This window comes from Novosphingobium indicum (assembly GCF_014645195.1).
Lineage (GTDB): Bacteria > Pseudomonadota > Alphaproteobacteria > Sphingomonadales > Sphingomonadaceae > Novosphingobium > Novosphingobium indicum.
Window position 1 is genome coordinate 212,165 of record NZ_BMLK01000001.1, and the last position, 25,214, is coordinate 237,378.

Genomic DNA, 25,214 nt, shown 5'->3' on the forward strand with positions numbered 1-25,214 from the left:
TATCCGGGGCGGTCATGACGGATATGGTTGAAAACCCGCGCGTGCCCGCGCGGCTGGTGCTTCTCTCGCTCGCTGCGCTGTGGACGTGTTATTTCGCGGTAGCGACCTTGCGCGGGGCCTTCATCGGCTTCGATTTCGCCTGGCCTATCGTGTCGCGGCGCCTGACGATCTGCATTGTCTCAATGCTGGTCATGGCCTCCGTCTGGCCCTTGCTGCAGATGCTCGACCGCAAGTCGAACCTGGTGCGGCTTCTTGTCGTGCTGGTGGGGGCCTTGCCGCTCGCATTCGTCCTGAGCTTCATCAACAACGTCATCTTTGCGGACATCGAGGTCACCAAGAGCCAAGCGCAGGACGTGATCGAGGATCCGTCCGGCAAGGTGCGGATCACGCGTGACGATGCCGGCAACATTCTCGTGGATCTGCCGAAGGCCGCCCGTTCCTCCTCGCAGCCGATGGACGAGAGCAGCGAGGCCGCCGAAGACCTGGCCCCGGTGATGGAGGACGACGGTTCGGGAATCACCATCCACACACGCAGCACCCGCGACAAGAGCTACACGCGTCTCGATGCGCTGGCCGATAACGCTTTTGGCCGGTACTTTCTCGTCCTCGCCTGGGCGGCGCTCTACTTTGCACTGGCCAAGGCAGAAGAGGCCCGCGCGGCCGAGCGGCGGGAAAGCGAATACCGGCGTGCTGCCGAGGCCGCCGAGCTGCGCAGCCTGCGCTATCAGGTGAACCCGCACTTCCTGTTCAACACGCTCAATTCGCTCTCCGCGCTGGTAATGACCGGGCGCAAGGAGGACGCGGAGCACATGATCCAAACCCTTTCGACCTTTTACCGGCGCACGCTTTCGGGTGACCCGACCAACGACATTCGGCTGGTGGACGAGATCGAGCTGCAGAAACTCTATTTCGCGATCGAGGCGGTGCGCTTCCCCAATCGATTGCTGACGCAAATCGATATTGACCCCGACGCCATCGATGCGATGGTGCCGGGCATGATCCTGCAGCCACTCGTCGAAAATTCGGTGAAGTACGCCGTCGCCGCGACACAGCGACCGGTAACTGTAAGCATCAAGGCGCGCCGTGAAGGCGGACAGCTCGTGCTGACAGTCGGCGACGATGGGCCGGGCGCCGAGCGAAGCAAGGCCGAAGGCTGCGGTATCGGTCTCGCCAACGTGCGTGACCGCCTGAAGGCACGGTTTGGCGGCGCCGGCACGCTGAAGTTCGGCAAGCGTCCGGAGGGCGGCTTCGAGACGGAACTGCGTATGCCGCTGGAGCTCGGCCGTGTCTGAACCCAGAGACGGAGCCGACCAGAACGACACGCCCTTGCGCACGCTGATTGTCGACGACGAGCCGCTCGCAGTCGAGCGCATGCAGGTGATCTGCGCAGGTATCGACGATGTGAACGTTATCGGCACCGCCAGCGACGGTCAGGCCGCCTTGCGGCTGGTCGCTGCGCTCAATCCGGATCTAATTCTGCTCGATCTGACGATGCCGGAGACCGACGGCCTGACGGTCGCCCGCCAGCTGTCTGGCGAGGAAAGTCCGCCGGCGGTGATCTTCGTCACCGCGCACGACGAGTTCGCCGTCGAAGCCTTCGATCTGGACGCCGTGGACTATGTGCTCAAGCCAGTGTCGCCGGATCGTCTGCAGCGCGCCGTGGGACGGGTGATTGCCCGGCGGGGACAGCGCGCGGAACCGCAGTCCAGCCAGTGGCTAGAGGAGTTCTGGGTTCCGCACCGTTCGGAACTGGTGCGTATTCCCGCCAGCGACGTGCAGCGCATCGATGCCGAACGCGATTACGTCCGGCTGCATGTCGGCGATCAGAGTTTTCTTCTGCTGCAGACGATCACCAGTCTGGAAGAACGGCTCGATCCCGAGCAGTTCATTCGCATTCACCGCAGCCATATCGTCAGGCGCGATTGCGTATCGGGCTTGCGGCATGAGGGTCTGGGTGTCTGGTCGGTGGAAATCGCCGGTGGCGAGGCGCTGAGGATTGGCCGAACGTACCTGCCGGCAGTGAAAAAAATGGCGGGCCGCTAGGACCCGCCAGTCTTTTTCCGGGTTATTATTTTTTTGGGACCTCAAGAAACTCTTGAAGAAGGGCGGCTTGCGCATGGTGTCGCGCAAGCCCGGTCCCTTGCTCGCATCAGCCGCCCAGGCGGGCGTCCGACGTTGCGTTGTCGATAGCAACTGCCATCACGTCCTTGGCGCGGGTCCGCGCCTGACGGTAGCAGTTGCGGGCGTGCTTGCTGGGAAGGCTCGAGCCGGTGACGCGGACATCGTAGCCGCAGGCGTCGCGAGCAGCAGCATCAAGGCGACGTTCGAGCGTACGCTGGCCGTCTGCGGAAGTGAGGTCGAGGTCGCTGTATTCCACGCGAACCTGGGTGCGTTCGCCGGCACCGGCGAAGGCCGGAGCGGTGGTCAGGGCGAGGCCGAGCAGGGCGGCGGTAGCGGCGATCGGTGCATTCTTGAACATTTTGGTCTCCTCCTCTTGAGAGCCTGCCTGGGGGGCTGTGCGGCTCGATGAGTTTGTTGTGCGCCCGATCGCCCGACCAATCACGCGAGGTTCGATTGTCGCCGGTCGAAGCTCGACCAAATGCGGCTTTTGCTGACGAACGACATTTGTAGTCGATGAACGACTTGGCGTTTTATGGCGGTCCGATCTGGATCGGTAGGCGTGAGTCGCGCGGCCCCGTTGCGCAGTGCTGGCCAGTTCGCCGTCGTGGCGGTACAAGCGCAGGCAATGCTGCCTCTCGTCGTCGTATTTTGCCTTGGTGTCGTGAACTTTGCCGCGCACAAGGCGGTGCTGGAAAGCGGTCACCCCATCCTGGTGCAGGTGCCATGGCTGTTTCGGTCGCTCGGAGGTCGTCTCAGCCTTATCGTCGAATTCGTTATGCTGCTGGGTGCCATGATCATGGCAGCGGCAGGATCGATGGGCTGGACATGGGTCTATGCGCTTTACACACTGCTCAACGGCTTTTCCGCGTGGTTGATTGCGAGCGGCAGGGTCTAGCGGGAACCGGGGGGGTGATGCCCGGTTGATGATGGCATGACCAAAACACGTTCCGATCATCTCACCACACAAAAGGTCTGGCTTGTCTGCAACGCCGCGAGCGGGAGCAACAGCGCGGAGGCCGTCGAGGCGGTGACAGCCGCATTCACCGACGTTGGTCTCGATCTGCAGCGCACGATCCAGTTTCCGGACGAGGCGGCGCCTGACGCTGATCTCCTTGAGCGGGAGCGTGTCGGCATGCTCGCCGTATTCGGCGGTGACGGGACGGTTCATGCGGCGATGAAGCAGGCAGCGGGATGGGATGGCCTGGTTCTGGTGCTGCCCGGCGGCACCATGAACATGCTGTCCAAGCGCATTCACGGCGACGTGCCGGCGCAGGACATCGTCGCGCGTCTCGCCGGAGGAAAGGTGCATTGCACAAGGCCGATGGTGGTGCGTACGCAGCACGGGATAGCGCTGACCGGGCTTCTCGCAGGCCCCGGCGCCATCTGGAACGAGGTGCGCGAAGCGCTGCGCAGTGTCGATTTGCTGGAAGTGGTTGCAACGACACAGCAGGCTATCCGCTATTCGACAAACGGCCCGAAGGTGCTGTGTCAGGAGGTCGACTGCGGGCGTGAGGAAGGCTATGCCGCCATCACAGTGACCCCGCAGGAAGATGGCCTCGAAGCAAACGGCTACTACGCCGAGACGCTCGGCGACTATGCCGGACAGGGTATTGCCCTGCTCAACCGCAATTTTCGCGATGGCCCCCATGATGAATTGGGCAGGCACGGCAAGGTGCGATTGTTCTGTCCGGAAGGAGAGCCAATGGGCCTGTTGATCGATGGGGAACCTTTCAACGGCGGGTCCGAAGAGCTGTTCGAGCCGGTTCCGTGCGACATGAATCTGGTGACGACGGTTCAAGGAAATGCGGGCGATGCACGGTAAAGTTTCGCAGATGCCTTGCGGACCGATCAGGCTGTTCCACCTGAGCGACATTCACTTCGGGCTGGAAGACCGCCGCGCGATCGCCTGGGCGAAGGAATGCATCGAGGGCGAGCGCCCCGATGCCGTTGCCATAACCGGCGATCTGACGATGCGGGCGCGCAGCCGGGAATTCAAGGCGGCCTGTGAATGGATCACCGCGCTCGACGTGCCTGTCACGGTCGAGGTCGGCAATCACGACATTCCCTATTTCAACCTCTACCAGCGGTTTTTTGCGCCTTACCGAAGGTTCCGGGCAATCGAGAGCCTTGTCGAGTCGCAGCTTGATCTGCCGAACCTCGCCATCGTGCCGCTGCGCACGACGACCCGTGCGCAATATCAGCGCTTTCCCTGGTCCAACGGTTGGGTAACCGAACGCGCGCTGGCTCATTGTCTCGAAGCGATCGATGCTCAGCCTGAAGGAACGCGCGTTCTGGTCGCCGCGCACCACCCGCTGACCGAGCGGCGCGAACGCGACAACAAGCTGCTGACGATCAATGGTACGAAAACCATGGAAGCGCTGGCCGGACGGAAAGTCATGGCTATACTTTCAGGACACATCCACGATCCTTTCGATCTGGTTGCACAGACATCTGCCGGGCCCTTGCGGATGGTCGGTGCCGGTACGCTTTCGAGGCGTATCCGGTCCACGCCGCCGAGCTTCAACGAGATCATCATCGACGGGGACGATCTGCGCGTCGAAGCGCGTAATCTCGAGCATGTAGCCACGCCAGCGATGCAAATTCCGGAGGTCCCGGAAAATGCACTGCCGCCACGTGAGCCGGGGGATCCGGTTTCGCCCGTGGGGACGGTGCCGTCAGTAGATCCGCCGGTGAACTGAATCGGACATGCAGGCTGTCGAATCAGAAAGGCCGCACCGTCTTCGTGACGGTGCGGCCTCTTTGTTGGGACTGCCGGGGAAGGGGACACGACCCCGGCAGCTCTCCTCCCTGACTTGTACTCTCAGTAGTCGTGATCGACTGAACCGATGCCGTTGATCTGACTGCGCAGCGTCTTCGGCTTGCGTGTGAGGGTAAGATGGCCCGCGCCATTGATCGTGACGTCGACGAGGTTGGTTGCGCCGATGGTGACGTTGCCGACGCCATCCATACGGACGGTTGCATCTTCGACGTCGAGCTTTTCGAGGTCGATGTTGCCGGCCCCTTCGCTGGTGACCATGATCTTGCGGACCTTGCCCCCAGCATCGAGGTTTACTGCGCCTTCGGATTTCAACCGGAACTGGTCCTGCTGCATGTCGATGAGCGTCACGTCGCCAGGGGCATCGAGATCGAGACCCGAGATTTCGGGCGCGGTGATCTTCACCTTGAGTCCGTGACGCATGTTGACGGTGCCGGGGATCGACAGGTGGCCGTCTTCCCAGACCACGCGGTCGACCAGCTTGTTCGGGCCCGACACGATCATCTCGGCCTTGTCACCGCGGGTGAAGCTCAGCTCCACCGGGATTTCCATGGCAAGCCGGGTGCCGGGTTCGACCGTGAAGGTACGGCTCTTGCGGGGGCCGGCGTAGTCGTCATCGTCGCCGATGTCCCAATGCCAGCCGTCGTTTTCACGGAACTCCTGCCGGAACTTGTCGCCGCCAACCAGCCAGGCTGCGCTGAATGCGACGATCGACAGGATCACGCCGCTGGCGAATACGATGAGCAGCTTCCTGAACATCTCATGTTTCCTTTCTATCGTCTTTTCAGGCTTCGGGATTGATGGCGGGCTGGATCACCCGGTAGTGCAAGCGGCCGAACCACATCAGTGCGTTGATGACCCAGATGCTGATCAGCGTAAGCAGGGCACCCGCGGCAACCGAGCCGCTCATGATGCCGAGGCCTGCCAGAAGGGCTACGAGCCAGCCGCCGGGAAATCCGCTAAACGGACCGACGATGAATACGAAGCCACCGCTGATGAACACGGCCACGACAGCCACGAAGAGGGCGGCGACCACACCGATGATCGGCAGAACGATGGGCAGCAGGATCAGGATGTCGATCGTTGCCAGGCCCATGAAAGCCAGAATGGCGGCCATGGCCGATGACGGTGAGCGATCGGCTTCCCAGTTCCGGAAGCCTGCCTCGAAGCGCAGTTCGCGGGCGAGGCGGGCGGGATTGCCGAGGGCGTCTGCGACCTCCTCTTCGCTTCTGCCGTCGGCGAGACCGGCTTCAAAGTGATCTTCGTAGTCGCCGACGATCTCGTCGATATCGTTCTGCGGCATGCCCTTGAGGCCTGCCTTCAGGCGTTTGATGAATTCATTACGCTTCATGGCTGGTTTCCCCTTCCTGGCTCTGGGGCTCTTCCGAAGAGGCGGTGACGGCGCCGTCGATCAGGCCGTCGACCGCGGCGGTGAAGCCGCGCCATTCCTCGACCTGTGCGGTCAGCCGCGAACGGCCGGTTTCGGTGATGCGGTAGTACTTGCGGGGCGGTCCCGAGGGCGATTCCTCGAGATAGGTGGTCACCAGACCCTCCGACTGCATGCGGCGCATGAGCGGGTAGATCGTGCCTTCGCCCATATCGACCGCGTCGGCCATGCGGCTCGCGATCTCGTAGGCGTAGCTGTTGCCGCGTGACAACAGCGCCAGCACGCACAGGCCGAGCACCCCTTTCTTCAACTGGACTTCGATTTCGGACATCGAATCATCTCCTGCGGATGAGCAGTGTATATGGCAAGCTACTGTTCAAAGCAAGGTACCAATTTAAAGGAGGTACATGTCGATACATGTGACCATTCTTATGCTAGGTATTGATCAATAGGCTATGATATTAAAGTGAGTAAAAACAATGGTATATAATGCGATGAGGTGGTTCGCTTGCGGTCTTCATGCTCTGCAGAAGTGACGTGCTCGGCTGAAACGGGCCTTGTTATCGGCTTGATGGCTGTTGCCTGGCGCACTGGAATTGGCGCGATTCGCGTTGTTGATTCGGATTCGGTGCAATCGCCTGAGAGGTCATCTATCCTCCCGTTTCGAGGCTATCGGTATTCGCGTAGCTGCGAAGACTTGTCCGAAAAGGAGAGTGGGATGTCAGTTGCCGAGGAGAACCGGGCTGCGCTTACGCGGGCCTTTCACGATCTGAAAACGGGTAATGCCGACGCTTTCATGGCGCTGTTCTCCGACGAGATCAGCTGGCGGGTGATGGGAAGCAGCCATTGGTCGAAGGAGGCAAAAGGCCTCGCGAATGTCCAGAAGGACCTGATGGCGCCGCTCTTTGCACGATTTGCCACGCCCTATCTCAACATGCTCGAACTGGTGCTGGCCGATGGCGACCACGTCGTGGTGCTGGCGCGCGGCGATACGATGACCACGGAAGGACAGCGCTATAACAATGACTGTTGCTTCGTCTTCCGGCTCGAGGCGGGCAAGATCGTTTCGGTACGGGAGTATCTGGACACGAAGCTGGCCGATGCCGTGCTGGGTACCGGCTGATCCGCGCCTGGCACACTGCAAAGAAAAGGGGCCGCGAGTTGCCTCGCGACCCTTTTTTCGTAAGCCGTAGCTCGCGAGACGCTTAGCGCTTCGAGAACTGGAAGCTCTTGCGGGCCTTGGCGCGGCCGTACTTCTTACGCTCGACCACGCGGCTGTCGCGGGTGAGGAAGCCGGCAGCCTTGACCGTGCTGCGCAGGGCGGGCTCGTACTTGCTGAGGGCCTGCGAGATGCCGTGCTTCACGGCACCGGCCTGGCCAGAGAGACCACCGCCCTTGACGGTGGCGACGACGTCGTACTGCTCTTCACGACCGGTGATCGTGAAGGGCTGCGCGATGACGAGGCGCAGGGTCGGACGGGCGAAGTAGACTTCCTGATCGCGGCCGTTGACGGTGACCTTGCCGCTGCCGGGCTTCAGCCAGACGCGGGCAACGGCGTCCTTGCGGCGGCCGGTTGCATAGGCGCGGCCCTGAGCGTCGATTTCCTGTTCGCGCAGCGGCGCGTTGGAAACGGGAGCAGCAACTTCGGTTTCGCCTTCGGGGGCGTTGCCAGCGATGTCCTTGAGGTCGGACAGGCTCGAAACGGTATCGTTCTCGGACATTATGCGCCCACCTTGTTCTTACGGCTCATGGAAGCGACGTCGAGGGGCTCCGGCTGCGTGCCGCCATGCGGGTGCTCGGAACCGGCATAGACGTGCAGGGCGCGCATCTGATCACGGCCAAGGGGGCCGCGCGGGATCATGCGCTCAACGGCCTTCTCGAGCACGCGCTCGGGGAAGCGACCGGCGAGAACCTTGTCCGCGGTGATTTCCTTGATGCCGCCGGCGTAGCCGGTGTGCTTGTAGTAGGTCTGCTGCTTCAGCTTGTTGCCAGTGAAGCGGACCTTTTCGGCGTTGATGACGACGACATGATCGCCGCAATCGACGTGCGGGGTGTAGCTCGGCTTGTGCTTGCCGCGCAGCAGATCGGCGATCACGACCGCGAGGCGGCCAACCACCAGACCTTCGGCATCGATCAGATGCCACTTCTTTTCTACCTCGGCCGGTTTGATCGACCGGGTGACCTTCGTAAGCGCCTTCATGGCTGGTCTATCCCTTAATTTCGTGCGCACGCCGTGAGAATCGCATGTATTCGCGAATCTCCCGCCGCACGGGAAGGCGGGCAAATCGTCGAAATAGGCGTGTAAGTCAAGCTGACTGCGGATTTCCAGAGAGGTAATATAATACCGTAAAGTCTATCCGGCGATGGCTCGCAGCCAATCGAGCGTTCCCATTGCCGCCGAATCGCAGTGCCATCCGACCACCGCCGGTTCATCGTAGGGATGGATGTCGGCCAGCCGGTCGATGGCCTGCTCCAGCAGATCGGCATTCGTCTTCAGAAGGGCGCCGTTCTCCCGCGCCATATCCTTGTGTCCGTTCCATGCGAACATGGAAGTCATGGCCGGTAGCACGTTTCCGCACGCGATAAGGCGTTCGTCGAGCAGCGTGTTGATCGCTGCAAGCGCGGCCTCTTCGTCGGGGAAGGGGCACCAGATCAGCGCGGCTTGCGTCATGGCGCGCTCAGCAGGTTCACCGGATCGCGCCGGCCGAGCGCGTGCGCACCCCATACCGTAGCGGCGACCAGCAGCGCGCCGCACAACTGGTGGGCGACCGCGAGCCAGAGGGCGACGCCAGACCATATGGTGGAGATGCCGAGAACGATCTGCAGGCCGAATGCCATGTGAATGGCAACGGAAATGATGCGCTGGCGCCGGTCGCGCAGGCGGCGGGCCATGACGATCAGGACGGCGACCACGACCCAGGCCCACCAGCGATGGACGAGGTGCGTGAGATAGGGATCGTTGAACAGGGCATGGAAGAACCCGCCGGACCAATCGACGCCCTCGGGAAAGAAACGCCCTTGCATGAGCGGCCAGGCGTCGAGGCTGAACCAGCCGGCTCCGGCGACATAACCGGCCCGCATGCCCGCGACCATGGCGCCCATGAGCAGCTGGAAAAGCAGAACGAGGAGCGTCACGACGCCGAACCGCGTGATGTGCACCGGAGGTTCCCCGACGCGCAGGTTCTTGAGGTCGAGTGCGGTCCAGACGAGGCCGCCCAGCGTCGTAAGCGCAACCAGCAGGTGCGCGGCGAGGCGGAAGTGGCTCACGCGGTCGGCCGCTTCGGGGGTGAGCCCGGAAGAGACCATCCACCAGCCCACGGCGCCCTGAAGTCCACCCAGTGCAAGGAGTGCGAGCAGACGCGGCTTGTAGCCCAGCGGAATCGTGCGCTTGTACCAGAACCAGGCCAGCGGCAGGGCGAAGGCCAGGCCGATGATCCGGGCGAGCAGGCGATGAACCCATTCCCAGAAATAGATGAACTTGTACTGTGCCAGCGTCATCCCGGCAGGACCGTTGATATCCAGATATTGCGGGATCTTCTTGTAGTCGGCGAATTCGGCCTGCCACTGGGCATCGGTCAGCGGCGGGATGGCGCCAGTGATCGGTTTCCACTGCGTGATCGAGAGGCCGGATTCGGTAAGCCGGGTAATCCCGCCCACGGCAACGATAAGGATGACGAGCGCGGCCACGATCTGAAGCCAGCGAACCATGGGGGTAATATCGTCGGTTGTACCGATCAGGGGGCGACCGTCGGTGACTTTCATGGGTGTTCGACTTTCATGGACGCATTTCCTGCGATTTCACGGCGCAATGTGCAAGGGCTGTGATTTTGAACGCTCCGGCGCGGGACGGGCTTGAATGATGTTACAACATTACATATCTGCACTCGCATGCGCAGCGCCATCATAGCGATTCGGGACCGGCTGGACCGGGCAGGGGTTCTCCTGAGCGGCCTGTGCATGGTGCATTGCGTGCTCGGCGTGGTCCTCGTTGGCGTTCTGGGACTGGGTGGCGGTGTGCTGATGTCTCCTGCGATTCACCGCTACGGTCTGGTTTTGGCGCTGGCTGTCGGCCTCGTTTCGCTGGGCTTCGGCGTCATGCGTCACGGGCGGCTCGGTCCGCTGGTGCTCGGCGGTTTCGGTCTGGCGCTCATGGCGGCGGCGATTGCCGTGGGGCACGGCCTTCCCGAGGCGGTCCTGACGGTGCTGGGCGTCTCGCTTGTCGCTTTTGCGCACATTCGGAACTTGCACGCGGCCTGCTGAACGCTATCTGCGGGGCATGGCTCCGGAAACCTCAGGCGAACTCAAACTGACCGTGAATGGCGAAATGCGCCGCATCGCTGCCGGTGCGACGATTGCCGATCTGGTCGAAAGCCTTGGCCTCAACCCGCAGAAGGTCGCGGTGGAGCACAATGCCGAGATCGCGCCGCGCTCGACGCTTGCCGATGTGGCGCTTGCCGATGGCGATGTGCTGGAGATTGTCCACTTCGTAGGCGGCGGCTGAGCCCGCCGCGCTTCCCGCCCGCCCTTAGAACCGCTGCGCTCCCGAAAGGATGCGAACCTTGACCGATACCCCTGCCGCCACCGCCGACACCTGGACCGTTGCCGGGCGCACGTTCACCTCGCGCCTGATCGTGGGGACCGGCAAGTACAAGGACTTTGAACAGAACGCGGCTGCCGTGGAGGCGAGCGGAGCCGAGATCGTGACCGTGGCAGTGCGCCGGGTGAACATTTCGGATCCCAAGGCGCCGATGCTTACCGACTTCATCGATCCGAAGAAGATCACCTATCTGCCCAACACGGCGGGGTGCTTCACGGCCGATGATGCGATCCGCACGCTGCGGCTGGCGCGCGAGGCCGGCGGCTGGGATCTGGTGAAGCTGGAAGTGCTGGGCGAGGCCCGCACGCTCTATCCCGACATGCGCGAGACGCTGAAGGCCTGCGAAGTGCTGGCCAAGGAAGGCTTCGCGCCGATGGTTTACTGCGTCGACGATCCGATCGCCGCCAAGCAGCTCGAGGAAGCCGGCGCTGTCGCGATCATGCCGCTGGGCGCACCGATCGGCTCGGGACTCGGCATCCAGAACAAGGTGACTGTGCGCCTGATCGTCGAGGGGGCGAATGTGCCGGTGCTCGTCGATGCCGGGGTCGGCACCGCGTCCGATGCGGCGGTCGCGATGGAACTCGGCTGCGACGGCGTGCTGATGAACACCGCGATTGCCGAAGCGAAGGACCCGCTTCGCATGGCCCGCGCCATGAAGCTGTCCGTGCAGGCGGGGCGCGATGCCTATCTGGCCGGCCGGATGGCGACGCGGCGCTATGCCGATCCGTCGAGCCCGCTTGCCGGACTCATCTGAGTCGCGGCAACGGGCAGGGGGCTTTGGTAAACGCCCTCGCGCAAAAGTCTTAGGATTTGTGCGTGCATCGGGGCACGTGACAGGCGTTCTGTCGCCTACCGGCGTTAAGCCCTGAGCGCGCACGAACGGGGATCGTTGGCGCAATTCCGCGCTATGCGATGGTTAATCGTTTTATTTCCAAATACTTACCATATACGTAGTACACAAACGTTTGCATAGTTAACGGCTTCGTAACCGCCGGAATGGTTAACTGCGACTCGCGAAGGGGGGTTCCTTCGAGTCACAGTTAAAGAAGGTCACGGGGGTACACGGCCATGACTTATGCGGGCACAGCAACTCTGACGATCAGCGAACTGCGCGAGTTCGCGGGCTTCACGTCATGCGAGCAGCGCTACATCCGGCGCAGCCTCGACATCGGTCTCGGCCGTCAGGATGCTTTCAAGCTCTGGGCGCGCGACGAAGCCGAAGCGGCAGCGATTCGCAAGCAGTACGTTGCCTATCAGGATCTCAAGGCGCTGCGCGTCATGAGCCCGGATGACGTCGGCTTCGAGGACATCGAGGTGTTCATGGGCAAGCTGGTCCGCATGGCCGCCTTCGACCTTGCGCAGGAAAAGCTCAGCAGCTTCTCGGCCTTCCGCTTCCTTTACGAGCGTTTGCTCGGTGCCTGGGTCCGCCCCTGGCTTCCCGGCGCTTTCTGCGGGGCGGGGGCCCTGCCGCAGATCCGCCCGGACCGCCGCAAGATGCTGCTCCACTCGATCAGCGAAGCGGCTGCCACGGCGCCGGGCTGGTCGGCCCGCGAGCCGAGCTTCTATCCCGAATTCATCGAGAAGGAAGCCGCCTGAAACTTCACAAACGTTGTCCACGTGGACAACGCGCAAGTTTCAAGGATAGCGTTTTAATTCAATGCATTATGAGAAACGCGCTGGTGAAGAACCGGCGCGTTTCGCGTTTCTCCCGACGATGACAAGGAGCCCGCCGATGGTGACAGGCTCACCGTCGGTAGGAAAGCCCGCTTACGGGATCAGCACGGTCGAGCCGGTCGTTTCGCGGTTCTCCAGCGCGCGGTGCGCCTTGGCGGCGTCTTCCAGCTTGTAGGTCTGGCCGATTTTCGGCTGGAGCACGCCGCTGGCGATGCGACCGAACAGCTTTTTCGCACTGGCCACCAGCATCTCGGGCGTCGCGATGTAGTCGGCGAGGGTAGGGCGCGTGGTGTAGAGCGAGCCGCCGCGCATCAGGTCGAGCAGCGAGATCGGCGGGACCGCGCCCGAGGCATTGCCGTAGCTGACCATCATGCCTCTGCGGCGCAGGCAAGCGAGCGATGCCTCCCACGATGCCGCGCCGACGCCGTCGTAGACCACATCGCACAGCGCGCCGCCGGTCACGGCGTGAACCGCTTCGGACAGCTCGTCAAAAGAGACATGGAGCGAATGCTGCGCGGGCACTTGTGCGGCCTTTTCCGCCGTACCCGAATGGGCGATCACGGTCACGCCCTTGTCGACGAGCCAGGGGACCAGCAGCGATCCCACGCCGCCGGCCGCCGCGTGCACGAGCGCGGTCTGGCCTACGGCTGCGGGAAAGGTGTCCTCTGCCAGATAGCAGGCCGTCAGCCCCTTGAGCATGACCGCCGCGGCCGTTTCCGGCGCCACGCCTTCGGGGATCCGAATCGCCTTGTCGGCGGGGATCAGCCGGTGCGTGGAATAGGCACCGCCGTTTTGCGTGGTGCCGATGCGCTCGCCGACGGCAAAGCCGCTCACGCCATCGCCCAGCGCGACGATTCGCCCGACGCTTTCGGACCCCAGATGGATCGGCAGGGCATCGGGATAGAGCCCTTTGCGGTAATAGGTATCGATGAAGTTGAGCCCCACGGCCTCGGTTTCGATCAGGATTTCACCGGTGCCGGGGGAGGGGACCGTGAAGTCTTCCCGTTCGAGGACTTCCGGGCCGCCGTGGGTCTTCACGATGATGCGGTATCCCTCTGGCATATCCAACCAATCCTTTGAAATATAATATTAATTCACACGGCGGAAAGTTTCCGCACGTGAAACGCGCCAGGCGTGTGCATAGTGCGTCGATTCAGGATCTTCCAAAAGCTGCCCCGGCTGCACGAAGCGATAGACTTCGTCGAGCGGGCCGGCCTTGGCGCTGTCGATGCGCTGGTACATGTCGTGCTGGGTGAGCTGCCAGGGATTGTCGTAGCCCATGGCGACGACGATCTCGCGCAGCGACTTCAGCGTCTCGTGCTGGAAGCGCGCGACCCGCTCCGCCTTGTCATCGACCACGAGGCCTTTCTGGCGCCAGTCGACCTGGGTCGCGACACCTGTCGGGCATTCGCCGGTGTGGCACTTCATCGACTGGACGCAGCCCAGCGAGAACATGAAGGCTCGCGCGGCATTGCACCAGTCCGCGCCCAGCGCGAACGAGCGGGCCATGCCGGCGCCCGAATGGACCTTGCCCGAGGCACCGATGCGCACGCGATGCTTGAGGTTGGCGCCCACCAGAGCGTTGCGCACCAGGATCAGACCTTCGCGCAAGGGCATGCCGACGTTGTCGGTCAGCTCCTGCGGCGCGGCGCCGGTTCCGCCCTCGGCGCCATCGACGACGATGAAGTCCGGGGTGATATCGGTTTCGATCATGGCTTTCACGACAGCCATGATCTCGTGCGGCTGGCCGACACACAGCTTGAAGCCGGCCGGTTTGCCGCCCGACAGCTCGCGCAGCTGCGCCACGAATTGCAGCAGTTCGATCGGCGTCGAAAAAGCGGAGTGGGCCGGGGGCGAGATGCAGTCCTCACCGACATCGACCTTGCGCGCGGCCGCGATCTCGGCGGTGACCTTGGCGCCGGGCAGCATGCCGCCGTGTCCGGGCTTGGCGCCCTGGCTCAGCTTGATCTCGACCATCTTGACCTGGTCGTCCTGCGCCTGCTCCGCGAAGAGTTCGGGATTGAAGCGGCCGTCCTTGTGGCGGCATCCGAAATAGCCGCTGCCCAGTTCCCAGATCAGGTCGCCGCCGTGCTTGCGGTGATAGCGGCTGATCGATCCTTCGCCGGTGTCGTGCGCGAATCCGCCGATCGCCGCACCCTTGTTCAGGGCCTCGATGGCATTGGCGGAAAGCGAGCCGAAGCTCATCGCGGAGATGTTGAGCAGGGCGCTGTCGTAGGGCTTGGTACATGCCTCGCCGCCGACGCGCACGTGCCAGCTCTTGGGCGCATCCTCGTTCGGGGCGATCGAATGGCCCAGCCACTCGTACTCGTCCGAATAGACGTCGAGTTCGGTGCCCATCGGATGAGTCGAGATATCGCCTTTGGCGCGGGCGTAGACGAGGGCGCGTTCATCGATGTTAAACGGACGGCCCTCGCGGTCGCTTTCGACTATATAGGCGCGCAGGAACGGGCGCAGGTCCTCGAAGAGCCAGCGCACGCGCGCGATCAGCGGATAGTTGCGGCGCAGCGCATGCCGATTCTGAAGAAAGTCCCAGAGCGTGATCAGCAGGATCGGGACGAACAGCACCAGCGCCCAGCGCAGGGGGGCGACGAACCAGCAGGCGGCCGTGAGCACCACGACCGCCAGCGGCACGACATAACGCGGGATAAGCGACATGGCGGCTTAGCCGATGTGCTCCTTGAAGAAGGCTTCGGTTCGTTCGTCGGCGAGCTTGGCGCCGGCCTCATCGCGGCGCGACCCGATCTCGGCGGCAAAGCCGTGGTCGAGACCTTCGTAGTCGTAGAGCGTCACGCGCGGGTGATCGTCGAGACCTTCGTGCATGGCCTTCTGCGCTTCGGGCGGAACGAAGCCGTCTGCCGTGGGTACGTGAAGCATGAGCGGCTTGGCGATCGCGTGCTTCTCATTCAGCATCTGGTCGATGCCGACGCCGTAGTAGCCGACCGTGGCATCGATGTCGGTGCGCGCGGCGACCATGTAGGCGACCTTGCCGCCCATGCAGTAGCCGACGAGGCCCACCTTGGGCACACCCTGTTCGCGGCGGATCCAGTGGATCACCGCTTCGAGGTCGCGGATACCGAGATCGAAGTCGTGCTTCATCATGAAGTCGATGGCCTTCTGGAATTCCTCGGGCTTGTCGGCATCGAGTTCGACGCTCGGCTCCTGGCGCCAGAAGGCATCGGGTGCGACGGCGAGGTAGCCCTTGGCGGCCCAGCCATCGGCCTTCTTGCGGATACCGGGATCGACGCCGAACACTTCCTGCTGCACGATGATCGCCCCGCGGGGGGTGCCTTCGGGCTTTGCCACGTAGGCCGGGATCATGCCGTCACCGTCGAGTGTGGGGATTTCGGTGTTGGTAGTCGCCATGGGGGTCTCTCCTGAAGCGGGTTGGCCTGAATCGGGTTTCAGGCTTGTTAGGCACTTGCATTGGACTTTGTGAAGTGCATGTGTCAGCTATGTCAAAGAAATCCCGCGGGAGACGCTGAATGAAGGTCAATGTCGAGGTCGAATGTTCGCCTGAAGAGGCCCGGCGTTTTCTTGGTCTGCCCGATGTAACCAAGGCCAACGAGGTCTATGTCGATGCCCTGACCAACGCTATGAAAGGCGCCGGCAATTTCGATCAGCTTCAGGAACTCACCAAGCAGATTGCGCCGATGGGCGAATTCGGCCTGAAGATGTTCCAGCAGTTCATCGAAAGCGGTGTGGCCATGGCGATGAGCGGTGGCAACTCGCCATCGGGCAAGCCCAAGAACGACAAGTAAGTTCGGGACGGCTCCGCGACGCGGGCCTGTTGCAGCATCATGGCTGATACGATTTTCGCGCTCTCGAGCGGGTCTCCGCCTGCGGCCATAGCGGTGGTGCGGATCAGCGGGCCGCGAGCGGGGGAGGCGCTCGCGGCGCTGGCCGGTGCCTTGCCGAAGCCGCGCATGGCGAGCTACCGCACCTTGCGTGTTCCACGTGGAACAGTGCTCGATCAGGCGCTGGTGCTATGGTTCCCCGGACCGCGCACGGCGACCGGCGAGGATCTGGCCGAACTACACCTCCACGGTGGCAGGGCGGTCGTCGCCGCGGTGGAAGCCGCACTGGCTGACCTGTCCGGATTGCGCCGTGCTGTCCCGGGAGAGTTCACCCGCCGCGCTTTCGCCAATGGCCGGATCGACCTCGCCGAGGCCGAAGGACTGGCCGATCTGCTCACCGCAGAAACCGACCTGCAGCGCCGCGCTGCCCTTGCCATGGCAGGGGGCGCCTTCTCTCGGCAGATCGAAGAATGGCGCGACCGGGTACTGGCGGCGTCGGCGGCGGTGGAAGCCGTGCTCGATTTCGGCGACGAGGATGACGTTGCCGATTTGCCGCCGGACTTCATCGCGCGGCTCGATGTGCTGGCCGGCGAGGTGTCCGATTGGCTTTCCCGGCCTCGCGCGGAAACTTTGCGCGAGGGGTTTCGGGTGGTGCTGGCGGGGCCGCCCAATGCCGGCAAGAGCACTCTGTTCAATGCGCTCGTCGAGGACGAGGCGGCCATCACCGCACCGCTGGCGGGCACCACCCGCGATGTTCTGACGCGCGCGGTGGCCATCGGCGGCGTGCCTTTCGTATTTGCCGATACGGCGGGCCTGCGTGACGAATCCGGCGACGAGATCGAAGTCATCGGGATCGCCCGCGCCCGTGCTGCGCTGGAGGGGGCCGATCTGGTCCTTTGGCTCGGTCCGGAAGGGGACGGGCCGGACGCGGCTTGGGAGATTGCGGCCCAGTCCGACCGGGATGATGCCAGTGCCAAATCGACGCCGCGCCATCGGGTGTCGGCGGTTACGGGTGAGGGGCTCGACGCGCTGCGGACCGATCTGATCGAGACGGCCCGGCGGGCGATGCCCAGGCCCGGTGAGGCCGCGCTCAACAGGCGGCAGCATGCCTTGCTCGTTCAGGCCGAAGCGGCGCTGCGTGATGCCCGGGATGAGACCGATCCCCTTCTGGTGGCCGAGGCGCTGCGTCTGGTGCGTGTGGCTTTCGATGCCTTGATCGGCCGGGCGACGACCGAGGACATGCTCGACGCCCTGTTCGGCCGGTTCTGCATCGGGAAGTAGTTGGGGGCCCAACCGGAAGGTCAGAGGCCAAAGTTTCACGTGAAACGTGCCAAGGTGCTTTGACGCGAATCTCGCTCTGGAGTAAGGGCGGCGTATGCATTCCTTCGATGTGATCGTGATCGGCGGCGGCCATGCCGGCTGCGAGGCGGCGGCTGTTGCCGCGCGCATGGGCGCGCGCGTCGCGCTCGTCAGCTTCGATCTTGATGCCATCGGGGCGATGAGCTGCAACCCCGCAATCGGTGGTTTGGGTAAGGGGCACCTCGTGCGCGAGGTCGACGCCTTCGATGGACTGATCGGCCGGGCCGCAGATGCGGGCGCAATCCACTACCGCATGCTCAACCGTTCGAAAGGCAGCGCGGTGCAGGGCCCGCGCGTGCAGGCCGACCGCAAGCTGTTCAAGGCGGCCATTCAAAGACTGCTGAAGGAGCAGGGAGACCTGACGCTCGTGGCCGGCGAAGCGGCGGCGCTGGCGTTCGACGGGGGCAGGGTGGTCGGCATCGACCTCGCCGATGGCACGCGGCTGATGGCTCAAGCCGTCGTGCTGTGTACCGGCACTTTCCTCGGCGGCACTCTGTTTCGGGGCGAGGAGCGTATTGTCGGTGGCCGTATCGGCGAGGCCTCGGCGCAGCGGCTGGCCGAGCAGATGCGCGAGGCCGAACTGCCGATGGCACGCCTCAAGACCGGGACCCCGCCACGCCTCGATGGCCGCACTATCGATTGGGCCCGGCTCGGCGAGCAGCCTTCCGATGGTGAGATGTGGACGATGTCCGCCATGGGGACGCGCCGGATCAATCCGCAAGTCTTCTGCGCGATCACCCGGACCAACCCGCACAGCCACGATGTCATCCGCGACAATCTCCATCGCTCGCCGCTCTTCTCGGGCGCGATCGGCGCGCAGGGGCCGCGCTACTGCCCTTCGATCGAGGACAAGATCCACCGCTTCGCCGACCGTGACGGGCACCAGATATTCCTCGAGCCTGAGGGTCTCGACACGCACCTTGTCTATCCCAACGGTATCAGCACATCGCTGCCCGCAGACGTGCAGCTTGCCATGCTGCGCACCATGGAAGGGCTGGAGACGGTCGAGATGGTCGTGCCGGGCTATGCCGTCGAGTACGATCACATCGATCCGCGCGCACTGCGCACCACCCTTGAGCTGCGCGAAATGCCCGGCCTTTTTTGCGCGGGCCAGATCAACGGCACCACCGGATACGAGGAGGCCGCTGCGCAAGGGCTGGTTGCCGGCATGCACGCGGCTGCCGAAGTGCTGGGCCGCGAAGCCGCTGCGATCGACCGGGCCAACAGCTACATGGCGGTGATGATCGACGACCTCACGCTGCATGGCGTGAGCGAACCCTACCGCATGCTCACTGCGCGGGCCGAGTACCGGCTGCGTCTCCGCGCCAACAACGCCACGAGCCGGCTCACGCCCCTGGCGCTGAAAGCCGGGACGGTCGGCCCTGAGCGCAAGGCCTGGTTCGTACGACGTGAGCAGGCGAAGCAGGCGTTGGGCGCAGCGTTCGATATGCCGGTCTCCGCGAACGATCTGGCCAACGCCGGCCTGCCGGTGCGCACTGATGCCGGGCGCCTTCCGCTGCGCGAGTGGCTCCGCTTCGGTGGTGTCGACCTCGAAGGGCTGACCCCATGGCTTGAAGACGACCTCCTCACGGATCGTGACCTTGCCGAGGAGATGGCCGAGGACGCGGCCTATGCCCCTTACCTTGAACGGCAGGAGCGCGAGCTGCGTGACCTGCGCGCGAGTGAGGCCCTGCCGCTGGGGGATCGTTTCCCCTATGAGGCGATCCCCGGCCTGTCACGAGAAATGGTCGAGCGGCTGAGCAAGGCTCGGCCGGCAACTCTGGCAGCGGCAGGGCGCATCCCCGGTATCACCCCCGCGGCGCTGGCGGCGCTGCTGGTCCATGCCCGGCGGGAGGCCGCGTGATCGAATCCGAGCAAGAGGCACGCGCCTGGCTGCAGGCCTTGCCCGAATGCGACAGTGCGGCGCTCGAGCGGCTGGAACTGCTCTGCGCTATGCTGGCCGAAGAGAACCAGCGCCAGAACCTCGTCTCGGCGACAAGCCTTGATCAGGTCTGGTTGCGGCACATCGTCGATAGCGCCCAGCTCCTGCCGCATGTTCCACGTGAAACGCCAGGTCGATGGCTCGACCTTGGAACGGGAGCGGGATTTCCCGGCCTCGTCATCGCCGCGCTGCGGCCCGAATGCGAAGTGCTCATGGTCGAATCGCGCAAACGGCGAATCGAATGGCTCGACCGCGCGCGAATCGCCATGGGTCTGGACAAGGCGCAAGTGCTCGGCCAACGCCTCGAAATGGTCGAAACACGTCAGGTTGCAGTCATATCGGCACGCGCATTTGCACCTTTGGATCGTTTGCTGCCACTATCAGCACGATTTTCCACAGCTGACACCATCTGGCTGTTGCCCAAAGGGCGCTCCGCGCAGCAAGAATTGGATGACCTTCGCAAGTGGCGGCATGTGTTCCACGTGGAACAGTCCCTGACGGACCCGCAGGCAGGCATTATTGTCGGCACACTCGCCGGCAGGAAGGACAAGACCAAGTGATCCGGATTGCCATTGCCAACCAGAAGGGCGGGGTCGGGAAGACGACGACCGCCATCAACATCTCGACTGCGCTTGCCGCGACAGGCTGGAAGACCCTGATGATCGATCTCGATCCGCAGGGTAACGCTTCCACCGGGATCGGCGTGTCCTCATCCGAGCGCGATGCCTCTTCCTACGATGTGCTAGTCGATCGGACGCCGGTTGCCGATTGCGTGATGCCGACGCGCATTCCGGGTCTCGATCTACTCCCTGCTACGGTCGACCTGTCCGGCGCCGAAGTCGAACTGGTCAACGAGGACGATCGCGCCCACCGTCTGCAGGGCGCGCTACGGGGCGATCTAGGATACGACGTCTGCCTGATCGACTGCCCGCCTTCGCTAGGCCTGCTGACGCTCAATGCCCTGACAGCCGCCGACACGCTGCTGGTGCCCCTGCAGTGCGAGTTTTTCGCGCTCGAAGGCCTGAGCCAGTTGCTCCAGACGGTCGACCGGGTGCAGCAACGCTTCAATCCCGATCTCGGCATCATCGGCATCGCGCTGACCATGTTCGACCGCCGCAATCGCCTGACCGACCAAGTGGCAGAGGACGTGCGTTCGTGTCTGGGCCAGCTCGTCTTCGAAACAACCATTCCGCGCAACGTGCGTCTGTCCGAAGCGCCCAGCCATGGCGTTCCCGCGCTGATCTATGATCACGCCTGTGCAGGCAGCCGGGCCTACATGGCGCTGGCGCGCGAACTGATCACCCGTCTGCCCGAGAAGAGGAAAGCGGCATGAGCGACGAATCGGTCACCCGCACGAACGCCCCGTCGCGTCAGAAGTCGAAGGGGCTGGGCCGGGGGCTCGGTGCGCTCCTGGGCGAATCGCGTCGCGAGGAGCCGTTGGCACAGGCGCCCTCGGGTGAAGGCGCCTCCGCGTCTGCACGCGCCACCGGGCTGATGACGCTGGCGATTGCCGACATCACGCCGCACCCCGATCAGCCGCGCCGCATCTTCGACGAGAACGCACTGGAGGAACTGGCGGCCTCGATTTCGCAGCGCGGGGTGATCCAGCCGATTATTGTTCGGCCTACCGATAATGGGCGTTACCAGCTCGTCGCCGGTGAACGCCGCTGGCGGGCGGCGCAGAAAGCGCGGCTGCACGAGATCCCGGCGCTCGTCCGTGATCTGTCCGAGCGGGACGTCATGGCGCTGGCGCTGATCGAGAACCTGCAGCGCGAAGATCTGAATCCCATCGAGGAAGCGCGGGCCTACAACCGGCTGGCCGAGCTGGAAGGCATGACGCAGGCCGAGATCGCGCGGATGGTCGACAAGAGCCGCAGCCATGTCGCGAACTTCCAGCGCCTGCTCGCGCTGCCCGAAGGGGTGATCAACTTCGTCGAGAAGGGTGATCTGTCGATGGGCCATGCCCGCGCGCTGATCGGCTGCGACGATGCCGAGGAAATCGCCGAGGCCGCGATTGCCAAGCAGATGTCGGTACGCGAGGTCGAAAAGCAGGTGCGCAAGAAGCAGCGGGGCGATGCCGCGCCGCGCCGTGCCCGCACGGCGCGCAATCCCGCCGACGACGCGGACATTGCCGCCGTGCAGAGCCACCTTGAGGAGTTCCTCGGTCTGCCGGTAAAGATCAATGCCGATGCCGATCCCAAGTCGGGCGCGGTGACGATCCGCTATACCACGCTCGATCAGCTCGACCTGATCTGCCAGCGCCTGACGGGAGGCTCTATCTAACTGATTTATTTATATAAATTAGTTAGATTTACTCTTGTATAGCCCATCCATGCGTGGACCGTAGCGTTCTTTCAGCTTGTGCCGCCGGATCTTCAGGCTCGGTGTCATTTCCTCGTTCTCGATGGTGAAGGGTTCATCGGCGAAGGTGAACTGACGGACTTTCTCGACGACCGAGAGGTGGACGTTGACGCGGTCGATGGCGACCCGGATCGCGCTGCGGAATTCGGGGTCGTCGCGCAAGTCCGAAATTTCCGCAGACTTGCCGTTGTCGCTGGCCCATTGCTGCATCCATTCGGGATCGGGCACGATCAGACCGACGATGTAGGGGCGGCGGTCGCCCGAGACCATGGCCTGCGCGATCTCCGGCTGCAGCGTCAGCATCGATTCGACCTTTTGCGGAGAGACGTTGTCGCCCTTGTCGTTGACGATCATGTCCTTCTTGCGGTCGGTGATGCAGATGCGGCCCTTTTCGTCGAAGTGGCCGATGTCGCCGGTGTGCAGCCAGGTGCCCGAGCCAGTCTCGAACCGCAGGACGTTCGCGCTGGCGGCCTCGTTCTGCCAGTAGCCGGACATGACCAGTTCGCCTTGCACGAGGATCTCGCCGTCCTCGGCAATGCACACATCGACGCCGCGCATCGGCGGGCCGACGGTATCGAACTTCACGCCCGCAGCCGGCCGGTTGCAACTGATGATCGGGCCCGCCTCGGTCTGGCCGTAGCCCTGAAGCAGGGTAAGCCCCATGGCATCGAAGAAACTGCCGATCTCCGGGTTGAGCGGTGCACCGCCCGAAACCAGCGCCTTGATTCGACCACCGAACCTGGCGCGGACCTTGGGCCGCAAGGTGCGTTCGACGAGCAGGTTGAGCGGATAGTCGAGGAGGCGCCGGCGGCCTTCCTCCTTGCGTTCGGCTATGCCCATGGCGGTGTCGAGCAGGCGTTTGGCCGTGCTGCCCTGCTTCTCGATCTGCTTGATGATGCGGGTGCGCAGAACTTCGAAGAGGCGCGGTACGACCACCATGATGGTCGGGCGCGTTTCCTCGATATTGGCGGAAAGCTTGTCGAGCCCTTCGGCGTAGTAGATCTGTGCACCGAGCCCGATCGGCAGGAACTGGCCTCCTGTGTGCTCATAGGCATGGCTGAGCGGGAGGAAGGAGAGGAACGTCTCGTCCTCGCTCCAGCCGAAGTCTTCCTCGATGATCTGCGCGGCCCCGGCGACGTTGGAAAGCAGCATGCCGTGGTGCTGGCGCACGCCGCGCGGGGCGCCGCCTGTGCCGCTGGTGTAGATAATGCAGGCGAGGTGGTCGCGCTCCATCGTGACCAGCTGCGCCTCGACCTCGGCGCGGGCTTGGAGCGAATCGCCTTCCAGAAGGGTATCCCAGTCGTAGTGGGTGAAAGTACCGCCCTGCATCGGGTTCAACGGTTCCATGCTCACGACGTGGCGGCACATGTCGGTCTGGACGATGGCAGGCAGCAGCGTCTTGGCCAGCTTGGCGCTGGAGACGATGGCGGCCCGTGCGCCCGAATTCTCTAGGATATGGACGTGATCGCGGGTGGTGTTGGTGGTGTAGGTGGGCACCGTCACGCAGCCTGCGGCCATGATGGCGAGGTCCGCCAGACACCATTCGGGCCGGTTTTCCGAAACGATCAGGACGCGGTCGCCCGGCTGCAGCCCGATCCGGCGCAGCGAAGCGGCGAGCAGGCAGACGCGTCGGGCCACCTCGGCCCAGCTCAGCGATACCCATTCGCCCTCGCGCTTGGCCCACAACATGGGCGCGTTTCCGCGGCTTTCGGCCCGCTTCAGGAACAGCGAGACGAGGTTCGGGCTCTTGTCGAATTCGGCGAGGTCCATGGCGCCTCTCTACATCCCCTCTTTTGCACCCGAACGTCTAGGCGGGGGGGAAGGTTGCGGCAACCGTGGCTTTCTCTGTGTCTTATTCGGTGCCCACAGCTTCGGCGAGGGTGGTGAATCCGTCGCGGCGCATCAGGTCGACCAACCCCTTGCAGATCGCGCGGGCAATCCCCGGACCTTCATAGACCATCGCACTGTAGAGCTGGACGAGGCTGGCCCCGGCACGGATGCGGGCCCATGCGTCGTCGGCATTGGCAATGCCGCCCACGCCAACCAGTGGCACGGTGCCGCCGGTTGCCTTGCGGAAGTCGCGCAGACGCTGCTGGGCGAGATCGCGCAGCGGCGCGCCCGAAAGGCCGCCGGTCTCCCCGGCATGCGGCGAGGCAAGCGGCGGGCGTGAAATCGTGGTGTTGGAAACGATCAGCGCGCCGAGCGCCTTGTCGATCGCGATACGCGCGATGGCATCGATATCGGCCGGCTCCAGATCGGGGGCGACCTTGAGGAAAACGGGCGGTGCGGCTTCTCCGCAGACCGTGTCGCGCGCCTCGATGACGGCATCGAGCAGCCCGGTGAGCGCCGATTCGTCCTGAAGCGCGCGCAGACCCGGGGTGTTCGGGCTGGAGATGTTCACGGCCAGATAGCTCGCGTGCGGGGCCATGAGTGCCGCCATCTTCGCGTAGTCGGCAATGCGGTCCGGCGAATCCTTGTTGGCACCGATGTTGATGCCGAGCACGCCGGGCCTGCCGGCGCGGGCTTTTATTCGGGTGAGCGCGGCCTCGGCGCCGCCATTGTTGAAGCCCATGCGGTTTATCACCGCGCGGTCCTCGACCAGCCGGAACAGCCGCGGCTTGGGGTTCCCGGCCTGGGGAAGGGGGGTGATCGAACCGACTTCGGTGAAACCGAAACCGAGCCCCAGCAGCGCATCGGGCGCCTCGGCATCCTTGTCGTAGCCTGCGGCCATGCCGACGGGATTGGGAAAATCGATCCCGGCCACGCGAACCGCGAGCCCCGGAAGCGGCTTCGGTGTGCGCGACGGTTTGGCGAGTTTCAGCGCCTTGAGCGAAAGGCCGTGGGCCCTTTCGGGGTCGATTCGGAAAAGGGCGGGTCTGATCAGCGGATATAGCACGGACACAGCGCATAAACCCTGCCGACGCAGTGCTCAATTCCTTCCTGCGCGCATAATTTTATTACAAGAGCGAACACAATCGGTTGCAACATGCCGGATCAAACCGCGCTTGTCGCAATTGTACAATAAATCGCCTTGCCCGGCGCATACAACCAACTTGCGACCCGAAGGGCTCGTAGCGGGATGCGCACGAGTTCCTTACTTACCTTGATGGCGGTTTCCGGCCTCGGCCGGGAACCGCCTTTTTTCAACCCGGGAACTGCACCGGGCGGCGATTCGTTCCCGA

General features: G+C 63.7%; 29 protein-coding genes. 16 read left to right on the top strand and 13 right to left on the bottom strand.

Translation table 11 applies throughout. From position 1 onward, the window contains the following. Positions 1–14: 14 nt before the first annotated feature. Both IEX64_RS01030 and IEX64_RS01035 read left to right on the top strand, forming a co-directional pair. A complete protein-coding gene (locus IEX64_RS01030) occupies positions 15–1,292 on the top strand; it encodes a sensor histidine kinase (protein ID WP_188817355.1) in 1,278 nt (425 codons plus the stop codon). Beyond that, a complete protein-coding gene (locus tag IEX64_RS01035; protein WP_268238432.1) occupies positions 1,285–2,043 on the top strand; it encodes a LytR/AlgR family response regulator transcription factor in 759 nt (252 codons plus the stop codon). Before IEX64_RS01030 ends, IEX64_RS01035 begins: the two co-directional genes overlap by 8 nt. Before the next feature lie 106 nt (positions 2,044–2,149). Here the strand turns inward: IEX64_RS01035 and IEX64_RS01040 are convergent, their stop codons facing one another. Beyond that, a complete protein-coding gene (locus tag IEX64_RS01040) occupies positions 2,150–2,479 on the bottom strand; it encodes a UrcA family protein (protein WP_188817357.1) in 330 nt (109 codons plus the stop codon). Positions 2,480–2,680: 201 nt separating this feature from the next. Between IEX64_RS01040 and IEX64_RS01045 the strand changes: the two genes are divergently transcribed. From IEX64_RS01045 to IEX64_RS01055, 3 genes are read left to right on the top strand one after another with little or no spacing between them, the layout of a single operon-like run. Continuing rightward, complete coding sequence (locus IEX64_RS01045; RefSeq protein ID WP_229709995.1) at positions 2,681–3,016, top strand: hypothetical protein; 336 nt, start codon at positions 2,681–2,683, stop codon at positions 3,014–3,016. Positions 3,017–3,052: 36 nt separating this feature from the next. Next, positions 3,053–3,943, top strand: a complete 891-nt coding sequence (locus tag IEX64_RS01050) for a diacylglycerol kinase family protein (RefSeq protein WP_188817359.1) — start codon at positions 3,053–3,055, stop codon at positions 3,941–3,943. Further along, entirely contained in the window at positions 3,933–4,820 is an 888-nt protein-coding gene (locus IEX64_RS01055) for a metallophosphoesterase family protein (RefSeq protein WP_229709996.1), read from the top strand. The genes IEX64_RS01050 and IEX64_RS01055 overlap by 11 nt, the downstream gene beginning before the upstream one ends. A gap of 122 nt (positions 4,821–4,942) precedes the next feature. Here IEX64_RS01055 and IEX64_RS01060 read toward each other — a convergent pair whose 3' ends face one another. Genes IEX64_RS01060 through IEX64_RS01070 form a run of 3 tightly spaced genes read right to left on the bottom strand, consistent with a single transcriptional unit; the run spans position 4,943 to position 6,615 of the window. Continuing rightward, complete coding sequence (locus tag IEX64_RS01060; protein WP_188817361.1) at positions 4,943–5,656, bottom strand: GIN domain-containing protein; 714 nt, start codon at positions 5,654–5,656, stop codon at positions 4,943–4,945. A gap of 25 nt (positions 5,657–5,681) precedes the next feature. Then, positions 5,682–6,248: a DUF1700 domain-containing protein gene (locus IEX64_RS01065; protein ID WP_188817363.1), complete on the bottom strand. Its 567-nt coding sequence runs from the start codon at positions 6,246–6,248 to the stop codon at positions 5,682–5,684. Beyond that, on the bottom strand, positions 6,238–6,615 hold the full coding sequence (locus IEX64_RS01070) for a PadR family transcriptional regulator (RefSeq protein ID WP_188817365.1): 378 nt from the start codon (positions 6,613–6,615) through the stop codon (positions 6,238–6,240). Before IEX64_RS01070 ends, IEX64_RS01065 begins: the two co-directional genes overlap by 11 nt. Before the next feature lie 387 nt (positions 6,616–7,002). Here IEX64_RS01070 and IEX64_RS01075 point away from each other — a divergent pair, with 387 nt between their 5' ends. Then, positions 7,003–7,407 carry a nuclear transport factor 2 family protein gene (locus IEX64_RS01075; protein WP_188817367.1) on the top strand — a complete coding sequence of 135 codons (405 nt, stop codon included), beginning with the start codon at positions 7,003–7,005 and terminating at the stop codon, positions 7,405–7,407. 82 nt (positions 7,408–7,489) lie between these two features. Here the strand turns inward: IEX64_RS01075 and rpsI are convergent, their stop codons facing one another. From rpsI to IEX64_RS01095, 4 genes are all read right to left on the bottom strand, one after another. Continuing rightward, positions 7,490–8,005, bottom strand: a complete 516-nt coding sequence (gene rpsI / locus IEX64_RS01080; protein WP_188817369.1) for a 30S ribosomal protein S9 — start codon at positions 8,003–8,005, stop codon at positions 7,490–7,492. Continuing rightward, positions 8,005–8,484, bottom strand: coding sequence for a 50S ribosomal protein L13 (gene rplM, locus IEX64_RS01085; protein WP_188817371.1), 480 nt, complete (start codon positions 8,482–8,484; stop codon positions 8,005–8,007). Before rplM ends, rpsI begins: the two co-directional genes overlap by 1 nt. Positions 8,485–8,637: 153 nt before the next feature. After that, positions 8,638–8,955: a divalent-cation tolerance protein CutA gene (cutA, locus tag IEX64_RS01090; protein WP_188817373.1), complete on the bottom strand. Its 318-nt coding sequence runs from the start codon at positions 8,953–8,955 to the stop codon at positions 8,638–8,640. Next, a complete protein-coding gene (locus IEX64_RS01095; protein ID WP_188817376.1) occupies positions 8,952–10,046 on the bottom strand; it encodes a COX15/CtaA family protein in 1,095 nt (364 codons plus the stop codon). Before IEX64_RS01095 ends, cutA begins: the two co-directional genes overlap by 4 nt. 126 nt (positions 10,047–10,172) lie before the next feature. On the opposite strand from IEX64_RS01095, the gene IEX64_RS01100 reads away from it, so the two are divergent. The 4 genes from IEX64_RS01100 to IEX64_RS01115 all read left to right on the top strand — a co-directional run bounded on the left by IEX64_RS01100 (position 10,173) and on the right by IEX64_RS01115 (position 12,477). Then, a complete protein-coding gene (locus IEX64_RS01100; RefSeq protein ID WP_188817378.1) occupies positions 10,173–10,544 on the top strand; it encodes a MerC domain-containing protein in 372 nt (123 codons plus the stop codon). A 16-nt stretch (positions 10,545–10,560) separates the two neighbouring features. Then, a complete protein-coding gene (gene thiS, locus IEX64_RS24740) occupies positions 10,561–10,785 on the top strand; it encodes a sulfur carrier protein ThiS (RefSeq protein ID WP_188817380.1) in 225 nt (74 codons plus the stop codon). Positions 10,786–10,834: 49 nt separating this feature from the next. After that, positions 10,835–11,635 carry a bifunctional sulfur carrier protein/thiazole synthase protein gene (locus IEX64_RS01110; protein WP_188817381.1) on the top strand — a complete coding sequence of 267 codons (801 nt, stop codon included), beginning with the start codon at positions 10,835–10,837 and terminating at the stop codon, positions 11,633–11,635. A 314-nt stretch (positions 11,636–11,949) separates the two neighbouring features. Continuing rightward, positions 11,950–12,477 (top strand): hypothetical protein, encoded by a 528-nt coding sequence (locus tag IEX64_RS01115; protein ID WP_188817384.1) that lies wholly within the window; start codon positions 11,950–11,952, stop codon positions 12,475–12,477. A gap of 171 nt (positions 12,478–12,648) precedes the next feature. Here the strand turns inward: IEX64_RS01115 and IEX64_RS01120 are convergent, their stop codons facing one another. Genes IEX64_RS01120 through IEX64_RS01130 form a run of 3 tightly spaced genes read right to left on the bottom strand, consistent with a single transcriptional unit; the run spans position 12,649 to position 15,939 of the window. Next, positions 12,649–13,617 carry a quinone oxidoreductase family protein gene (locus IEX64_RS01120; RefSeq protein ID WP_188817386.1) on the bottom strand — a complete coding sequence of 323 codons (969 nt, stop codon included), beginning with the start codon at positions 13,615–13,617 and terminating at the stop codon, positions 12,649–12,651. Between the two features lie 27 nt (positions 13,618–13,644). Beyond that, positions 13,645–15,231, bottom strand: coding sequence for an FMN-binding glutamate synthase family protein (locus IEX64_RS01125; protein WP_188817388.1), 1,587 nt, complete (start codon positions 15,229–15,231; stop codon positions 13,645–13,647). Positions 15,232–15,237: 6 nt separating this feature from the next. Next, positions 15,238–15,939: a dienelactone hydrolase family protein gene (locus IEX64_RS01130; RefSeq protein ID WP_188817390.1), complete on the bottom strand. Its 702-nt coding sequence runs from the start codon at positions 15,937–15,939 to the stop codon at positions 15,238–15,240. Between the two features lie 119 nt (positions 15,940–16,058). Between IEX64_RS01130 and IEX64_RS01135 the strand changes: the two genes are divergently transcribed. The 6 genes from IEX64_RS01135 to IEX64_RS01160 all read left to right on the top strand — a co-directional run bounded on the left by IEX64_RS01135 (position 16,059) and on the right by IEX64_RS01160 (position 21,954). Next, on the top strand, positions 16,059–16,334 hold the full coding sequence (locus IEX64_RS01135; RefSeq protein ID WP_188817392.1) for a DUF6489 family protein: 276 nt from the start codon (positions 16,059–16,061) through the stop codon (positions 16,332–16,334). 39 nt (positions 16,335–16,373) lie between these two features. After that, entirely contained in the window at positions 16,374–17,651 is a 1,278-nt protein-coding gene (mnmE, locus tag IEX64_RS01140) for a tRNA uridine-5-carboxymethylaminomethyl(34) synthesis GTPase MnmE (protein WP_188817394.1), read from the top strand. A 94-nt stretch (positions 17,652–17,745) separates the two neighbouring features. Next, positions 17,746–19,593, top strand: coding sequence for a tRNA uridine-5-carboxymethylaminomethyl(34) synthesis enzyme MnmG (gene mnmG / locus IEX64_RS01145; protein WP_188817396.1), 1,848 nt, complete (start codon positions 17,746–17,748; stop codon positions 19,591–19,593). Next, on the top strand, positions 19,590–20,231 hold the full coding sequence (gene rsmG / locus IEX64_RS01150; protein WP_188817398.1) for a 16S rRNA (guanine(527)-N(7))-methyltransferase RsmG: 642 nt from the start codon (positions 19,590–19,592) through the stop codon (positions 20,229–20,231). Before mnmG ends, rsmG begins: the two co-directional genes overlap by 4 nt. Further along, positions 20,228–21,004 carry a ParA family protein gene (locus IEX64_RS01155; RefSeq protein WP_188817400.1) on the top strand — a complete coding sequence of 259 codons (777 nt, stop codon included), beginning with the start codon at positions 20,228–20,230 and terminating at the stop codon, positions 21,002–21,004. Before rsmG ends, IEX64_RS01155 begins: the two co-directional genes overlap by 4 nt. Then, a complete protein-coding gene (locus tag IEX64_RS01160; RefSeq protein WP_188817402.1) occupies positions 21,001–21,954 on the top strand; it encodes a ParB/RepB/Spo0J family partition protein in 954 nt (317 codons plus the stop codon). The genes IEX64_RS01155 and IEX64_RS01160 overlap by 4 nt, the downstream gene beginning before the upstream one ends. An 18-nt stretch (positions 21,955–21,972) precedes the next feature. Here the strand turns inward: IEX64_RS01160 and IEX64_RS01165 are convergent, their stop codons facing one another. Next, a complete protein-coding gene (locus tag IEX64_RS01165) occupies positions 21,973–23,802 on the bottom strand; it encodes an AMP-dependent synthetase/ligase (RefSeq protein WP_188817404.1) in 1,830 nt (609 codons plus the stop codon). Between the two features lie 82 nt (positions 23,803–23,884). Next, positions 23,885–24,928 (bottom strand): quinone-dependent dihydroorotate dehydrogenase, encoded by a 1,044-nt coding sequence (locus tag IEX64_RS01170; protein ID WP_188817618.1) that lies wholly within the window; start codon positions 24,926–24,928, stop codon positions 23,885–23,887. Positions 24,929–25,214 lie beyond the last annotated feature (286 nt).

What these genes read in the sequence shown, in the direction of transcription:
- IEX64_RS01120 (WP_188817386.1), bottom strand. Translation starts at nt 13,617, where the DNA reads ATGCCAGAGGGATACCGCATCATCGTGAAGACCCACGGCGGCCCGGAA.
- mnmE (WP_188817394.1), top strand. Translation starts at nt 16,374, where the DNA reads ATGGCTGATACGATTTTCGCGCTCTCGAGCGGGTCTCCGCCTGCGGCC.
- rplM (WP_188817371.1), bottom strand. Translation starts at nt 8,484, where the DNA reads ATGAAGGCGCTTACGAAGGTCACCCGGTCGATCAAACCGGCCGAGGTA.
- IEX64_RS01110 (WP_188817381.1), top strand. Translation starts at nt 10,835, where the DNA reads ATGCGAACCTTGACCGATACCCCTGCCGCCACCGCCGACACCTGGACC.
- IEX64_RS01135 (WP_188817392.1), top strand. Translation starts at nt 16,059, where the DNA reads ATGAAGGTCAATGTCGAGGTCGAATGTTCGCCTGAAGAGGCCCGGCGT.
- IEX64_RS01055 (WP_229709996.1), top strand. Translation starts at nt 3,933, where the DNA reads ATGCACGGTAAAGTTTCGCAGATGCCTTGCGGACCGATCAGGCTGTTC.
- IEX64_RS01130 (WP_188817390.1), bottom strand. Translation starts at nt 15,939, where the DNA reads ATGGCGACTACCAACACCGAAATCCCCACACTCGACGGTGACGGCATG.
- cutA (WP_188817373.1), bottom strand. Translation starts at nt 8,955, where the DNA reads ATGACGCAAGCCGCGCTGATCTGGTGCCCCTTCCCCGACGAAGAGGCC.
- IEX64_RS01070 (WP_188817365.1), bottom strand. Translation starts at nt 6,615, where the DNA reads ATGTCCGAAATCGAAGTCCAGTTGAAGAAAGGGGTGCTCGGCCTGTGC.
- IEX64_RS01065 (WP_188817363.1), bottom strand. Translation starts at nt 6,248, where the DNA reads ATGAAGCGTAATGAATTCATCAAACGCCTGAAGGCAGGCCTCAAGGGC.
- IEX64_RS01100 (WP_188817378.1), top strand. Translation starts at nt 10,173, where the DNA reads ATGCGCAGCGCCATCATAGCGATTCGGGACCGGCTGGACCGGGCAGGG.
- rpsI (WP_188817369.1), bottom strand. Translation starts at nt 8,005, where the DNA reads ATGTCCGAGAACGATACCGTTTCGAGCCTGTCCGACCTCAAGGACATC.
- IEX64_RS01115 (WP_188817384.1), top strand. Translation starts at nt 11,950, where the DNA reads ATGACTTATGCGGGCACAGCAACTCTGACGATCAGCGAACTGCGCGAG.
- IEX64_RS01165 (WP_188817404.1), bottom strand. Translation starts at nt 23,802, where the DNA reads ATGGACCTCGCCGAATTCGACAAGAGCCCGAACCTCGTCTCGCTGTTC.
- IEX64_RS01075 (WP_188817367.1), top strand. Translation starts at nt 7,003, where the DNA reads ATGTCAGTTGCCGAGGAGAACCGGGCTGCGCTTACGCGGGCCTTTCAC.
- thiS (WP_188817380.1), top strand. Translation starts at nt 10,561, where the DNA reads ATGGCTCCGGAAACCTCAGGCGAACTCAAACTGACCGTGAATGGCGAA.
- IEX64_RS01060 (WP_188817361.1), bottom strand. Translation starts at nt 5,656, where the DNA reads ATGTTCAGGAAGCTGCTCATCGTATTCGCCAGCGGCGTGATCCTGTCG.
- IEX64_RS01095 (WP_188817376.1), bottom strand. Translation starts at nt 10,046, where the DNA reads ATGAAAGTCACCGACGGTCGCCCCCTGATCGGTACAACCGACGATATT.
- IEX64_RS01030 (WP_188817355.1), top strand. Translation starts at nt 15, where the DNA reads ATGACGGATATGGTTGAAAACCCGCGCGTGCCCGCGCGGCTGGTGCTT.
- mnmG (WP_188817396.1), top strand. Translation starts at nt 17,746, where the DNA reads ATGCATTCCTTCGATGTGATCGTGATCGGCGGCGGCCATGCCGGCTGC.
- IEX64_RS01125 (WP_188817388.1), bottom strand. Translation starts at nt 15,231, where the DNA reads ATGTCGCTTATCCCGCGTTATGTCGTGCCGCTGGCGGTCGTGGTGCTC.
- IEX64_RS01050 (WP_188817359.1), top strand. Translation starts at nt 3,053, where the DNA reads ATGACCAAAACACGTTCCGATCATCTCACCACACAAAAGGTCTGGCTT.
- IEX64_RS01160 (WP_188817402.1), top strand. Translation starts at nt 21,001, where the DNA reads ATGAGCGACGAATCGGTCACCCGCACGAACGCCCCGTCGCGTCAGAAG.
- IEX64_RS01040 (WP_188817357.1), bottom strand. Translation starts at nt 2,479, where the DNA reads ATGTTCAAGAATGCACCGATCGCCGCTACCGCCGCCCTGCTCGGCCTC.